At 71.5% G+C, this 13598-nt stretch carries 11 protein-coding genes; 6 read left to right on the forward strand and 5 right to left on the reverse strand.

Going from position 1 to position 13598, the window contains the following annotated elements:
- Positions 1-15: 15 nt before the first annotated feature.
- Positions 16-1995: an NAD-dependent DNA ligase LigA gene (ligA, locus tag KXC43_RS43350; RefSeq protein WP_221382105.1), complete on the forward strand. Its 1980-nt coding sequence runs from the start codon at positions 16-18 to the stop codon at positions 1993-1995.
- Positions 1996-2581: 586 nt separating this feature from the next.
- Here ligA and KXC43_RS52485 read toward each other — a convergent pair.
- The 4 genes from KXC43_RS52485 to KXC43_RS43375 all read right to left on the reverse strand — a co-directional run bounded on the left by KXC43_RS52485 (position 2582) and on the right by KXC43_RS43375 (position 7243).
- A complete protein-coding gene (locus tag KXC43_RS52485; RefSeq protein ID WP_304523169.1) occupies positions 2582-4024 on the reverse strand; it encodes an XdhC family protein in 1443 nt (480 codons plus the stop codon).
- Positions 4017-4586 carry a nucleotidyltransferase family protein gene (locus KXC43_RS43365; RefSeq protein WP_221382174.1) on the reverse strand — a complete coding sequence of 190 codons (570 nt, stop codon included), beginning with the start codon at positions 4584-4586 and terminating at the stop codon, positions 4017-4019. The genes KXC43_RS52485 and KXC43_RS43365 overlap by 8 nt, the downstream gene beginning before the upstream one ends.
- 20 nt (positions 4587-4606) lie before the next feature.
- Positions 4607-6673 (reverse strand): M14 family zinc carboxypeptidase, encoded by a 2067-nt coding sequence (locus KXC43_RS43370; RefSeq protein WP_221382106.1) that lies wholly within the window; start codon positions 6671-6673, stop codon positions 4607-4609.
- A 75-nt stretch (positions 6674-6748) separates the two neighbouring features.
- Positions 6749-7243, reverse strand: coding sequence for a hypothetical protein (locus KXC43_RS43375; RefSeq protein ID WP_221382107.1), 495 nt, complete (start codon positions 7241-7243; stop codon positions 6749-6751).
- 311 nt (positions 7244-7554) lie between these two features.
- Here KXC43_RS43375 and KXC43_RS43380 point away from each other — a divergent pair, with 311 nt between their 5' ends.
- The 3 genes from KXC43_RS43380 to KXC43_RS43390 all read left to right on the forward strand — a co-directional run bounded on the left by KXC43_RS43380 (position 7555) and on the right by KXC43_RS43390 (position 11025).
- Positions 7555-9177, forward strand: coding sequence for a helix-turn-helix domain-containing protein (locus KXC43_RS43380; RefSeq protein ID WP_221382108.1), 1623 nt, complete (start codon positions 7555-7557; stop codon positions 9175-9177).
- Between the two features lie 133 nt (positions 9178-9310).
- Positions 9311-10384, forward strand: a complete 1074-nt coding sequence (locus tag KXC43_RS43385; RefSeq protein ID WP_255645817.1) for an RNA ligase RtcB family protein — start codon at positions 9311-9313, stop codon at positions 10382-10384.
- Positions 10381-11025 carry a peptide chain release factor-like protein gene (locus KXC43_RS43390; RefSeq protein ID WP_221382109.1) on the forward strand — a complete coding sequence of 215 codons (645 nt, stop codon included), beginning with the start codon at positions 10381-10383 and terminating at the stop codon, positions 11023-11025. Before KXC43_RS43385 ends, KXC43_RS43390 begins: the two co-directional genes overlap by 4 nt.
- Here the strand turns inward: KXC43_RS43390 and KXC43_RS43395 are convergent.
- Positions 10967-11707, reverse strand: coding sequence for a dienelactone hydrolase family protein (locus KXC43_RS43395; protein ID WP_221382110.1), 741 nt, complete (start codon positions 11705-11707; stop codon positions 10967-10969). The genes KXC43_RS43390 and KXC43_RS43395 overlap by 59 nt on opposite strands.
- Before the next feature lie 132 nt (positions 11708-11839).
- Here KXC43_RS43395 and KXC43_RS43400 point away from each other — a divergent pair, with 132 nt between their 5' ends.
- Positions 11840-12706: a S66 peptidase family protein gene (locus KXC43_RS43400; RefSeq protein WP_221382111.1), complete on the forward strand. Its 867-nt coding sequence runs from the start codon at positions 11840-11842 to the stop codon at positions 12704-12706.
- 135 nt (positions 12707-12841) lie between these two features.
- Positions 12842-13579, forward strand: a complete 738-nt coding sequence (locus tag KXC43_RS43405; protein WP_221382112.1) for a hypothetical protein — start codon at positions 12842-12844, stop codon at positions 13577-13579.
- Positions 13580-13598 lie beyond the last annotated feature (19 nt).

Raw genomic sequence — 13598 nt, forward strand, 5'->3', positions numbered from 1 at the left:
ACGTAGGTTGTCGGCATGACGGACTCCGCCCTCACCGAAGCCGACTTCGCCGCCGCGGTCGGTCAGGCGCAGGTCGCCGCCAAGTCGTATTACGACACCGGCGAAGTGCTGATGACCGACGCCGACTACGACGCGCTGCTCGACCGCATCGCCCAGGCGAAGCAGGCCCACCCGGAATGGGACGACGGCGGCCTCACCATGCAGGTCGCGGCCGGGGTGTCCGGCGGCGGCGACGTCCGGCACCCGGTGCCCATGATGTCGCTCGAAAAGATCAACGGCGACGAGGGCGTACGAACCTTCGTCGCGAGCCTCGGCGGCGAACCCTGCCTGGTCGAGGTCAAGCTCGACGGCCTCGCCATCCGCGTCGAATACGACTCGGGCCGCCTGGTTCTGGCCGCCCTGCGCGGCGACGGCAGCACCGGCGAGAACGTCACGGCCCAGGTGCTGCGCGGCGTGGCCGGCCTGCCCGCCCAGCTCGCCACCGAATGGACGGGCGAGGTGCGCGGCGAGGTCTACATGACCGTCGCCGACTTCGAGGCGGCCAGCGCCAACCGGGTCGCCGCCGGGGCCAAGGCGTTCATCAACTCGCGCGGCGCGGTGGCCGGGTCGATCCGCAGCGTCGACCGCACCTACGAGACGCCGATGACCTTCGCGGCGTACGACATCTCCGGCGCCTTCGAGTCCCACCGCGAGCGCATGGCCCGCGCGGCCGAGCTCGGCTTCCCGGTGGCCGGACGGCTGGCCACCGGCGAGGCCCAGGTCGCGACGGATGCCGAGGCCGCGCTGGCCGCCGTCGCCCACATCGGCGAGCTGCGCCGCAGCCTCGAGTTCCCGATCGACGGCGCCGTGCTCACGGCCGACCTCGAATCGACCCGCCGCAGGCTCGGCTCCGGCAGCCGCACCCCGCACTGGGCGGCCGCGTTCAAGTATCCCGCCGACACCGGCTCCACAGTGCTGCGCGACATCGAGGTGCGGGTCGGGCGCACCGGCCGCATCTCGCTGCGCGCCGTGCTCGACCCGGTCTTCGTCGACGGCACCACGATCACGTACGCGACCCTGCACAACCCCAAGTTCGTCGAGGAACAGGGCCTGGCCATCGGCCAGACCGTCGCCGTGTGGCGGGCCGGCGACGTCATCCCCCGGGTCACCGCGCCCATCGGCGAGCAGCCGCACGGCCTCACCCCGTGGGCGCCGCCCGAGGCCTGCCCCCAGTGCGGCGAGCCGTGGGACAAATCCAGCCTGCTCTGGCGCTGCCACACCGCCTCGTGCAGCGCCACCAACGCGCTCGAGTACTGGTGCAGCCGCGAGGCCATGGACGTCGAGGGCGTGGGCGAGGCGCTGTGCGTCGTCCTGGTCAACCGGGGCCTCGCGAACGACGTCGCCGACCTCTACCAGCTCACCGAGGAGCAGTTGGCCGAGCTTCCCGTCGGCAACACCAAGGCCGGCGGCGTCGTGCTGCTCGGCAAGCTCAACGCGGCCAAGGTCGTCGCTTCGCTGGAACGCAGCAAGGCCCAGCCGTTCAACCGCGTCATCACCGGCCTCGGCATCCGCATGACCGGTCGCAGCGTCGGCCGCTGGCTGGCCGCCCGCTTCAAGACCATGGACGCGCTACGCGCCGCCACCGTCGAAGAGATCGCCGAGATCGACAAGATGGGCCTGATCAAGGCTCAGCACGTCGTCGACGGCCTGAGCGCCATGTCCGGCGTCATCGACCGCCTGGCCGCCGCCGGCGTCACCATGAGCGTCCCCGAGACCGAGGGCGACAAGCCCTTCGAGGGCCGCACCTACGTGGTCAGCGGCAGCGTCCCGGGCTACACCCGCACCACCGTGAGCGAACGCATCGAACAACTGGGCGGCCGTGCCAGCGGCAGCGTCTCCGCCACCACCACAGCCCTGATCACCTCTGAGACCACCACCGCCAAGGCCACCAAGGCGGCCAAGCTGAACGTCCCGATCATCGACCCGGCCGAGTTCGCCGAAATGCTCGCCGACTGACATCCCACTTAAGCGCCTGGCAGGCGGCCGGGCGAACGGTGGGGCCGAAGCAGGGTTGGCACGCGGCGCTGCAGGGTCGCGCGTCCGGCAGATCAAACGGGCGTGGGCGGGTGGTAGGTGTGTGGACCAGCACGCGCTCGCGATCGCTGCGGCGGCGGCGGCGGCGGCGGCCGAACTTGCCGGTCGGGACTGCGTGCGGGCGGATCCGGCAGGTCAACGGGCGGCTGGTGTGGCCGGCACGTCCTCGCGATCGCCGGCGCCGTCCAGCTTGCCGGCCGAGGCCGCATACGGGTGGACCGGTAGGTCAGACGGGTGTGGGCTCGGTGACAGGTGTGGGCCGACAGGCGCTCGCGATCCCGGCGCGATCGAGCTTGCTGGTCGAGACCGCGTGCCGGTGGACCAGCAGGTCAAGCCGACGTGAGCCGGGATGACAAGCGTCGGCCGGCAGGCACTCGCGATCGCCGGCGCGGTCGAGCTTTCTGGTCCGCCATCCTCAACGGCCCCGGCCGTCTCGGTGGGGCCGCGTGCAGGTGGAGTCAATCGGTGGGTCAGGCTGCGGGGGAGGTGCTCACCGACATCATCTCTGTCAGTCGGCGTGGATGCGGCCCTCGGTGGCGGTCAGGCGGGCGCCCGTGCCGCCCCAGCGCAGGGCGACGATCTCGGCGGCGATGCTGACTGCGGTCTCCTCCGGGGTGCGGGCGCCCAGGTCGAGGCCGACCGGGGAAGCCAGCCGGTTCAGGTCGGCGTCGGTCACGCCGGCCTCCTGGAGGCGCTTGTTGCGGTCGTCGTGGGTGCGGCGGGAACCCATCGCGCCGACGTAGGCGACCGGCAGGCGCAGCGCGACCTCGAGGACCGGGACGTCGAACTTGGGGTCGTGGGTCAGCACACAGAGGACGGTGCGCTCGTCGATGCGGCCCGCCTCCACCTCGGCGGTCAGGTAGCGGTGCGGCCAGTCGACCACCACCTCGTCGGCCGAGGGGAAGCGGCGGGCAGTGGCGAAGACCGGGCGGGCGTCGCACACCGTGACGTGGTAGCCGAGGAACGAGCCGATCCGGGCGGTCGCGGCGGCGTGGTCGGTGGCGCCGAAGACCAGCATGCGGGCGGGCGGCGCGAACGACGCGACCAGCACCGAGAGCCCTTCGCCGCGGCGCTCGCCCGACGGCCCGTAATGCAGCACGCCCGTTCGCCCGGCCGCGAGCAGGCCGCGTCCGTCATCGGTGGCCGCGTCGTCGATCCGGTCGCCACCCAACGTGCCGTCCCGGCCGTCGGGCGTGATGACCAGATGACGAGAGCCGCTGACGCCGTTCCGACCGTCCGGCGTGATGTCCGAACGGGCGTCACCGCCCATACCGTCACCGGCTCCCGATGTGGTGCCGGGACCAGCACCGCCCGCGACACCATCACCGCCTCCCCACGAGGCTCCCGAACCGACACCGTCACTGCCTCCCCCCGTAGCGCCCAGACCAGCACCGACACTGTCACCGCCTCCCGATGTGACGCCCGGGCGGACGTCGGTGGGGTCGCTGGTCGTGGAGGCCGGGGTGTGGCTGCCACCGATGTTGTCGGTCAAGTGACGGGCGTCGGCGAGGCCGTTCAAGGTGGGCGGCGGGTGGTCAGCGGGTGCTGGGGGCCGGCTGCCGGGAATCCGGGTGAGCAGGGCCACCGGGCGGGATTCGGCGATCGCCGCGGCCAGGACGGGCAGTTGGGGGAAGGACCCGCGGTCGACCCGCTCGATCAGCAGCTCGATCGTGCCGCCGCAGGTCAGGCCGACCTCGAAGGCGTCGTCGTCGCTCACGCCGAAGCGGGCGGTGCGGGGGGTGCCGGTGTCGATGACCTCGCGGCACAGTTCGTAGACGGCGCCCTCGACGCAGCCGCCGGAGACGCTTCCCACCACCTGGCCGTCGGGGCCGACGACCATGGCTGCGCCGGGCCGGCGGGGGGCGCTCGACCACGTCGCGGTCACCGTGGCCAGGCCGACCGGCACGTCGGCGTGCCACCACTCGAGCAGGGCGTCCAGCACGTCACGCATGGGGATTCAGCTCCGGGACGTCGAGGTCGAGGTCGTCGGCGACATCGTCGACGGGCACGACGCGTACGGAATGGGACTGCAGATAGGACCTTGCCCCGGAATCGCCGGTCGCACTCGCGATCACGCCGGGCCAGTGGGCGCGACCGAGCAGCACCGGATGGCCCCGGCGCTTGCCGTAACCGCCCATGACCAGCGCGTCGGCCCCGGCATGGGCGGTCACCCGGCGTACCGCCTCGGGGGTGACGCCGGGCATGTCGACCAGCAGGACCACGACGGACCCGGCCGGCGTACCGGTCAGCGCCCGCAGGCCCGCTCGCAGCGAGGAGCCCAGACCGGTCGGCCAGTCGGGGTTGATGACTGTCGTGGGCAGACCGGGGGCGGCGGCCAGCACCCGCTCGGCCGCCGCCCCCAGCACCACGACGATCTGTGACAGGGCCGCCTCACGCAAGGTGTCGACGGCCCGCTCGACCAGCAGCTTGTCCGGGTACGGGATCAGCGCCTTCGGCATGCCGTAGCGGCTCCCCGCGCCCGCGGCGAGCACCAGCCCCGCTGTGTTCCCGATCACCGGCCAAGCTTAGGCCGTCACTGTTCAGTTGCGGCCTTGTCGCGCGCCACCCGGACCAGCTCGACGAGCCCGCCCGCGTACTCCTGCGCCTCGGCGTGCGCCTCGTCGAACGGCGGCTGGAAGCCGACGCCCTCCCACTGCTGGGTCGCCTCGTTCCAGCGGTCGTTGCCGACCTCGAAGTCCCACGCGTCGATGCCCAGCTCGTAGTAGAGCTGGTCGGCCGAGTTGCCGGCCGCCGAGTAGAGCACGTCGGCCACCGGGCCGGTGTACGACGGCCAGGTCACCGTGCCGCGCTCGGCCGAGATGGCGCCGACGATCCGGCGGGCACTGTCCAGGAAGAACTTCGACTCGTCGATCGAGGGCCGCGGCAACGTGACCCGGCCGTCGGCGCGGTAGGCGCCGGGCGGCCACATGAAGTAGCCGCCGTAGCTGTGCACGTTCATGGCCAGCCCGATGTTCGGGTGCGCCTGGGCGAGGGCGATCACGTTGCGGCTCTCGGCCTCGGAGAGTTCGGCCGTGCCCGCGTACGTGCCGGAAAGGCAGTTGGAACTGCCGCCGACGTAGCCGTCGAAGTAGGAGCCGACGGTGTAGTTGCGGTTGACGTCGACCCCCCACGAGTCGCGGTTGCGCGGGTCGCGGGACGCTCCGGCACAGTGGTTGACCAGGTTCTTGCGCTGGAAGTTGAAGTCGTTGAACGAGTAGTTCGCGCCGTCCGGGTTGACCGTCGGGATGACGAACACGTCGGCCGAGTCGACCAGCTCGCGGGTGGCCGGGTCGGTCGCGTAGTTGGCCAGCAGCCGCTCCGCGAACTCCAGGGTCACCAGCGGGGTGGCCCACTCGCGGGCGTGCTCCTGCGAGTACGCCAGCACGCCCGGCTTCGAGCCGTCGCGCACCTTGCCGATGCGCAGCGCCTGCACCGTCCACGGACCGGTCGGCACCTCGGTGCCCTTCAGCCCGTCGTCGAGCCGCGCCGGCCCGGCGATCGGCATGGGCAGGCCGGCCGAACCGGCCTCGACGAACGCGCGGAACTGCTGCGGGTAGCGGGCCGTGAGGAACGCGGCCACATCGTCGGTCGTGCTGATCACCTTGCCGCCGGCGTCGGTGGCCAGTCGTACGGTGAGAACGCGGTCCCGGTAGGTGGCCGCGAGCGGACGGTTGGCCCGGCCCGGGTCGACGGTGCGCACCTGGACGCCGTTCATGCTCTGGGCGCCGAACCGGACCGACTCGACGACGACGGCGGCCGCGTTGGGATCGCCGAGATAGGCCACGGCCGTACGCCGGTAGCCCTGCGTCCGGTTGGGCAGGTTGATCACGTCGACGAGCGCCGGGTACTGCCGCCCGAGCCGCTTGATCCGCGCCCGCACGTCGACCGGCGTCATGTACGCGTCGATGAAGTCCTTCTGATAGCCGCTGGGCGGGGCCGGCGGGGCCGCACCCGGCCACGCCGCCGGGGTGGCCGGCCGGGCCGTGCCGCCGAGGCTCGAGGTGGCCGTCACCTGCACCGGCTTGGCCGGCAACGGCTGCGGCAGCGCGTAGTGGTACTGGTACTCCCCCGCGTCCTCGAACCGCACGAGCGGGAACGACCCGGTCGCGCCGTCCGCCGTCCGCCAGGTGACGGTGATCTCGACGTCGGGGTCGTCGCTGGAGGTGGTGGCGACCTGGGTCTGCACGAACGTCCGCCCGGCCGTCGTCCACCAGTACGCCTGCAGGAAGTGCAGCGTGTCGGCCTGCACCGCGACCTTCGCGGACCGCTGGGCGCCGCCGGGCGACTCGCGCTGGATGACCTGCACCGGCACGGCGCCCTGCCCGGTCAGCGTCGCGAACTGCCGATCGTCGACGACCATGTCGACCAGCACGGCGCCCTGCTGGGTCCGCGGCCGCGCGGCGAGGTCGGCGCCCTGGGCCACGAGACGCCGCAGCGCTTCCTCGTCGGCGAGCCTGAATCGGATGAGCGCCGTCTCGCCGGCGTTCAGAGTGACCGACGGCGGCGCCGCAGCGGGCGCTGCCTGCGCCGGCACAGACACCGACGCGGTGATGAGAGCGAGGGTGGCCACAGTGGCCACCCATCGAGGACGGAGCGACATCGAACCCCCTGCTTCGTTGAAGGATGTCGCTCCTCACCTCATCCCTTACATGGATGCTTGTCAATCAATGAGGCATCAGCAGCTGATCGACAGGATGTCGATGAACTCGGCGTCGGTGATCTTGATCCAGGCGCTCGTCCGGTTGTGCCGGTCGTACGTCCACCGGCCGAGCAGCAGCGGACCGATCCACTTGTTGAAGACCGTGGTGCAGCCGGCCGACGCCATGAACGCGTCGGTGTCGCGGTACTTCACGAAGTTGCCCGAGTACTGGTTCTGGGTCAGCCACATGTCGGCCGGGTACAGATCGGACCTGTCCCAGTTCTGCCACGGGTAGCAGTCGTACAGGCGGTCACCGTAGTAGTCGGCGCTTGACCCGGAGCACCAGTTGTTGCTGATCCTGATGTAGTGCTGCGAGTGGTTGGTGACCTCACCACCGCAGCCCACCGTCGAGCATGTGCCCATCGGCTGTACGACATCCGCCGGCGCAGTGTCCGCCTCGGCGGCATGCGCCGACGGTGCGAATGCCACGAGACTCGCCAGCAGCACCATCAGAGCGATGAATCTCCGCATCGTTCTCCCCCGTTTCCGGAATCCGCGAATCCCCGGCATCCGCCGGGCCGGGCCCCGATCCGCGTCCACCGTCGCGGCGGTGCTCGTCCCGGCACAAGACCGACGGCGACTTTCGGGACGCTGGGACGTTGACCCGTTTCTGACCAGCGAGAACTCAGAAGTGTGGGACGCGGCCGAGGCGCCGGGACAGGTTCGCAATCCGTTATCCGACAGGCATGGTCATCGATCCGCGCTTCTTCGGCACGGTGATGTCGTGCGAGTCTCGGATCGGTTCCGGACAGCAGTGCAGCCGCGCTCGAGCGGAGGTGGCGATGGCGGCAAGCGATCCTCGCGCCGAGCTCGGGCGGACGCTGACCCGTCTGAAGGAACGCTCCGGCCTCAGCTACCAATCCCTCGGGGCCCGGGTGCACCTGAGCAAATCGGCCGTCCACCGGTACTGTTCGGGCAGTTCGGCCCCGGCTGACTTCGGCACCGTCGAGAGAATCGGCCGCGCCACGGGGGCCACCCGGCCCGAGCTCGAAGAGTTGTTCGAGCTGTGGTCCCTGGCTGCGGCGAGCAGCGAGACGCCAGCAGCTCCCCCGGTGGAACGGGTTGACCCGGCCACGCCGGCGCCGAAGAAACACCGGCGTCCTCTGATGGTCGCCGTGGTTCTCACAATCCTGGTTGGCCTTCTCGTCGTGCTCGACGGGCAGCGGGGAACCCCGGACCCCGGCCCGGCGGACGCCCAGTGGATCAGCGGGCCGACCTGGACCTTGCCTCCCGAACCGGTGCCGGATCAGTTTTTCGGCGTGACCATCAACAGCAAGACCGGTCACATGCCCGACTTCGAAGTCGGCGCCGTCCGGCTGTGGGACAGCGGGACGTTGTGGGCCAAGCTTCAACCCGAACCGGGCCGCTTCGACTGGACGCTGCTCGATCGTCAGGTGGCCGGCGCCGAGGCATCCTCACTGCCTGTGCTGTTCGTTATCGGCGGCACGCCGGGGTGGGCCGCCCCCGCCGGGCCGAGAGCGCCGTACCCCGAGGACGCCCGGGCCGCGCCGCCCGACGACCTGGCGCGCTGGGACGCCTTCGTCACGGCCCTGGCCGGTCGGTACGCCGGCCGGATCGAAGCGTACGAGTTGTGGGTGCTCGCCACTGACCGCCGGTTCTACAGCGGAACCGTCGAGACTCTCGTCGACATGACCCGCCGGGCTCATCGGATCGTCAAGAAGGCGGACCCGCGCGCCACCCTGGTATGCCCCGGCATGGGCAACCTGTGGACCGAGGAAGGCCGCGAGACGTTACGCGCCTTCGCCGCTCTGGGCGGCTACGATCACTGCGACGTGGCCGGGATCAAGCTCTACCAACGCAGCGCGGCCGACCCGCCCGAGACGATGTTGCAGCTCACCGGCGTCGTCGATGAGATTTTGCACGAGGCCGGCGTCCACCCCCGGATCTGGAACACGGGCACGACCTACACGATCCCGCTGCAGGACAAGCTCGACGAGACCACCGCCCGGAATTTCGCCGTACGCTTCTACCTCGTGGGGCTCTTGGCACGGAAGACGTTCCTCGAGCGCATGTACTTCTACAACTGGGGCGGCGCCAAGATCCCGATCGTGTTGCAGCCCGACGGTGGTTCGCCCACGCCGGCCGCGCGGGCCGTGGAGGCCTTGCAACGCTGGCTCGCGGGTGCCGAGGTGCACTCCTGCGGCCATGGTCCGGCTGTTGACCTGCCACCCAACGCTTGGCAGTGCCGGTTCACGGCACCCGCCGGATCCGGATCGGCCCCGGTCACCATCGTCTGGACCCATGAGGGCACGGCGACCGTCACCGCGGCAACCGACATGACGTCGGTTCAGCGCCTCGACGGAACGTCGTCAGCGCTGTCGGCCGGCAATCCGCTGACCATCGGCGAGGACCCTGCCCTCGTCCGGCACCTCGCGGGCCCGTAATTCTGTTGCTGCGAACGCGCAACTTCCGCGACAGTGGACGCATGACGTACTGACGGACTGCCCTCAGCCCATCCTGTGGCCGCGCGCTGTGACGCGCCGCCGTCATGTCGTCATTCCCTTTTGTGGAGTTCTTTTGTCTCAGCAGTCTGCTCGCGCAACTGTTCGTGTCTTCGCCTCTCCCGGCAGCTGGATCGAGTCCGACGCCCTCGTGCAGTGCGACCAGGTCGCCGCGCTCGACGGGATGATCCGGGTCGCCGGCATGCCGGATCTGCATCCGGGCAAGGGGGCGCCGATCGGGGCGGCCATGTTGTCGTCGGTGCTGTATCCGTTCCTGGTCGGGTCGGACATCGGCTGCGGCATCGCCGTCTTTCCGATCAGGATCAAGCGCCCCAACGCGGAGCGGATCGCCGCCCGCTTTCCCGACCTCGACCGGGCGCTGACCCCGGACGACGAGGAATGGCCGGCCGACATTCCGGCCGGGCACACCGACAGCCTCGCCACCGTAGGACGGGGCAATCACTTCGTGGAGCTGGCCCGGGTCGACGGCGTCCTCCAGCAGACGACGCTTTCGGAGAAGAGCCTCGTGCTGATCGTCCACAGCGGATCGCGGGGGCTCGGCGAGCGCATCCTGCGGGCGCACACCGAGCTGCACGGGGCCGGACCGGCCGCCGACCCCGCCGCGTACCTGAAGGCGCATGACGACGCCGTGCGCTGGGGGTCGCTCAACCGGCGGCTGATGGCGGCCCGGGTCGGGCGCGCGCTCGGGGCCGAGATCGGCGAGCCGGTCGTCGACGAGTGCCACAACCTGGTCGAGGTGCGCGACGGTCTCTACCTGCACCGCAAGGGCGCGGCCCGCGGCGACTCGCGGGACGTTCTGGTCGCGGGCACGCGGGGCACACCGTCGTACCTCGTCGCGGCGCACGCGGGGGCCGAGGCGAACTTCTCGGTGGCCCACGGCGCCGGGCGCAAGATGTCGCGGTCGGATGCGCTCCGCCGCGGGAAGGCCAAGCACACGGTGGCCGAGCTCCGGCGTACGAAGGTGGGCTCCCTGGTCGTCTGCGGCGACCGGCAGTTGCTCTTCGAGGAGGCGCCGACGGCCTACAAACGGATCGAGCAGGTGATCGGGGACCTGGCGGCGCACGGGCTGGCCACGCCGGTCGCGGTCACCGTTCCGCTGGTCACCTACAAGACGAGGGGGCACCAGTGAGGGTGCATCTGCTGCTCTCGGCCGGGCGCGGGCCGCGGGAATGCGAGTGGGCGCTGATCGAGCTGCTGGTGCGGTTGAAGGCCGAGGCGGCGGCGCGCGGGCTGCGAGCCGCGGTCGCCTCCGACACGTCCCGGTCGGCCCTGGTCACGGTCGAGGGTGAGGGCGCGGGCGAGTTCGCGCGGGGCTGGACGGGCACGCTCTGCTGGCAGGCTTCCAGTCCCTTCCGTACGGGCATCGGCCGCAAGAACTGGTACGTCATCGCGCAGCCGGTCAACCTCGACGTGCCGCACACCGGGTTCTCGGAGCGCGACGTCGACGTCGTCGCCACGCGCACCGGCGGGCCGGGCGGCCAGCACCGCAACAAGGCAAGCACGGCCGTCCGGGCCACCCACCGGCCGTCGGGCCGGGTCGTGGTGGTCGACACCGAGCGGCAGTTCGGGCTCAACCGGCGGATCGCCCTGCGGTTGCTGCGGGAACGCCTGGAAGCGGACGACGCCGCCGCCGAGCGGGCCGCGGTGGCCGGCCGGTGGCGGGTGCACGATCAGCTCGTACGCGGAAACCCGGCCCGGATCGAGCGGCCGGCTATCGGAGCGAGCGACCCCCGAGGAACGAGACCGCCTCGGCGAGCCCGAGGTCGGTGAGCGCCGGGTCGTAACGCGGCCCGACATCCCGCATGAAGGCGTGCTCCCCGCCGGCGTACACGTGCAGCTCCAGATCCTCCAGACCCGCCTCGTAGAGGGCGGAGATGATCTGAGCCCGGGCGCCGGCGGGGACGTGCGGGTCACGCGACCCAAAGATGATCATCAGGTCGCCCCGGATGTCGGCCGCCCGGCTCAGCGAGTCGGCGGTGTCGGCGCCGAGCGAGCCGTTGTGCAGGCCGGTCGGGTAGAAGCAGACGGTCGAGGCGACCCGCTCGTCGAAGGCGGCCCGGAACGCCAGGTGCCCGCCGAGGCACCAGCCGCCCACGTGCACGGTTGTGACGTCGGCCCGCGCGGCCAGGTAGTCGAGCACGCTCGCCCGGTCCTCGTCGAACTCGGCCGTCGTCATCGAGGCGGCGCCGGCCAGGCCGGCCTGCTTGCCCGCGTCGTCGAACTCGAGCGCGACCCCGGCCAGCTCGCCCCGCGGATAGATCTCGGGCACGCAGACCACCAGCCCGGCCGCGGCCAGGCGGCGGCAGGTGCGCAGCGTCGACTCGGTGAGCTGGAAGATGTCGGAGTAGAGCAGCAGGCCGGGCCGGTCGCCGCCGCCGTCGGGTGTCAGCACCCGGGCCCGGATCTCGTGGCCCGCCCCGGCAATGCGTACGTCTTCCTCGAGCACCTTCATGCCTGCGCACCCTACTGGGAAGATCCGTCGTCGCTCCGGACCGTCGCCCCGAGCGGAGTGGCGCGTGCCGCCCATGGTTCCCGACCAGCGGAACTATCCGGCCCCAGCACCCGAGGGAGCGATAATGCGGACGTGCAGACTGCATCCGAGTATGTCTATATCGTCCGGCCGCCGCGGCTGCGGGCCGGCGATCAGGTGCGACTGGTGTCACCGACGGACTCGCCGGACCGGGCGGACGTCGAGCGCACCGCCCACTGGCTCGAGAGCCTGGGTCTCAAGGTCTCGGTGGCCGAACACGCGCTGGACGCCGGCTCCGGCGCCGACCGCATCGCCGACATCGACGAGGCTCTGCGCGACCTGTCGATCAAGGCGATCATCGCCGTCGGCCGCGGCGCCTATGCCCACCGGATAGCCGACGACCTCGACTTCGCGACCGCGGCCCACCTGCCGACGTTGCTGGTCGGTTTCCGCGACTGCACGATCCTGCACCTGGCGTTCTGGGAGCGGGCCGGCCTGGCCGGCATCTACGGCGAGCCCGACCGTTCGTTCGTGGCCGCGGCCTTCGGCGCCGAGCCGACCGTCCTGCACAGCGAGCCCGACTCGCACACCGCCGAACTGACCACCACCGGCCAGGCCGCCGGCGTGCTGCTGGGCGGCGACCAGGAACAGATCGCCACCGCCGCGGGCTGGATCCTGCCCAGCCTGCACGGCGCGATCCTGCTCCTGGAGGCCCGGTCGCTGAACGCGGCCCAGATCGACCGCCAGCTGACCATGCTGCATCGCACGGGCCGCCTGCAGGGCATCAGCGGGGTGGCCCTGGGCCGCTACATCGACTGCGGCCCGGGCCCGGTGCTGGACGTCCTGCGCGACCGGCTGTCCCCGCTCGGCGTGCCGATCCTGGGCGGCCTGCCGATCGGCCAGGGCGCCATCCCGCTCGGCACCCCCGCCTTCCTGGACGCCGACGCCGGCACCCTCACGATCGAGCCGGCCGTTTCCTGAGGGCGACGCGCCCAGGCTTGTCAGCAGTGGAGGATCGAGCTGGATCACCACCGATGTGATCATGGACGTACGCTGTCCCCGATTCGCGTAACGTGCCAGGCAACGGCAGTGGCCACGGGCTGACGGAGGACGCGTATGGGTGACGGCCGGGCAGTGTTCACTCTCGACTTCGGCGCGGGCCGCCAGGCCCTGGCCGCCCGGGTGTCCGACCGGGAGGGTCTCGAGGCGGCCGTCCGCGACTTCGGCCTGACCGGCCCCCGGACCGCAGTGGCGATCGTGGGCGGGGCCAACGGCATGACCGACACCGACATGGAACGAATCAGCGCGGTGGTGGCGCTGGCCTTGCTGCCCACCTTCGCCGCCACCCGCGCCGTCGTCGTCGACGGCGGCACCGACGTCGGCGTGATGCGCCTGATGGGCCGCGCCCGCGACACCTTTCCCCTGGTCGGTGTGGCGGTCGAACAGACCGTCGTGCTGCCCGGCGGATCCGCCGGGCCGGGCGACCCGGCTCCCTTGGAGTCGCACCACTCGCACTTCGTGCTGGTCCCCGGCACCGCATGGGGCGAGGAGGCCCCCTGGCTGGCCGACACCGCCACCGTCGTGGCCGGCTCCGCCCCGTCGGCGACCGTGCTGATCAACGGCGGCCCGATCTCGGCCGGCGACGCCGCCGAAAGCCTGCGCTCCCGTCGCCCGGTGCTGGTGCTGGCCGGCACGGGCCGCCTGGCCGACCGCATCCAGGCCGTCCGCAACGGCGGCCGCGACGACGACCAGGTCACGCGCCTGGCCGACCATCCCCTGATCCACGTCGCCGACGTGTCCGACCCGGCCGCCGTGCGTCATCGGTTGACCGCCCTGCTGCGGCCCGGCGGCTGATCCCCGAAAAGCTGAAGCG

The organism is Paractinoplanes polyasparticus (genome assembly GCF_019710575.1).
GTDB lineage: Bacteria > Actinomycetota > Actinomycetes > Mycobacteriales > Micromonosporaceae > Actinoplanes > Actinoplanes polyasparticus.

What these genes read in the sequence shown, in the direction of transcription:
- ligA (WP_221382105.1), top strand. Translation starts at nt 16, where the DNA reads ATGACGGACTCCGCCCTCACCGAAGCCGACTTCGCCGCCGCGGTCGGT.
- KXC43_RS52485 (WP_304523169.1), bottom strand. Translation starts at nt 4,024, where the DNA reads ATGCGTGACGTGCTGGACGCCCTGCTCGAGTGGTGGCACGCCGACGTG.
- KXC43_RS43370 (WP_221382106.1), bottom strand. Translation starts at nt 6,673, where the DNA reads ATGTCGCTCCGTCCTCGATGGGTGGCCACTGTGGCCACCCTCGCTCTC.
- KXC43_RS43375 (WP_221382107.1), bottom strand. Translation starts at nt 7,243, where the DNA reads ATGCGGAGATTCATCGCTCTGATGGTGCTGCTGGCGAGTCTCGTGGCA.
- KXC43_RS43380 (WP_221382108.1), top strand. Translation starts at nt 7,555, where the DNA reads ATGGCGGCAAGCGATCCTCGCGCCGAGCTCGGGCGGACGCTGACCCGT.
- KXC43_RS43395 (WP_221382110.1), bottom strand. Translation starts at nt 11,707, where the DNA reads ATGAAGGTGCTCGAGGAAGACGTACGCATTGCCGGGGCGGGCCACGAG.
- KXC43_RS43405 (WP_221382112.1), top strand. Translation starts at nt 12,842, where the DNA reads ATGGGTGACGGCCGGGCAGTGTTCACTCTCGACTTCGGCGCGGGCCGC.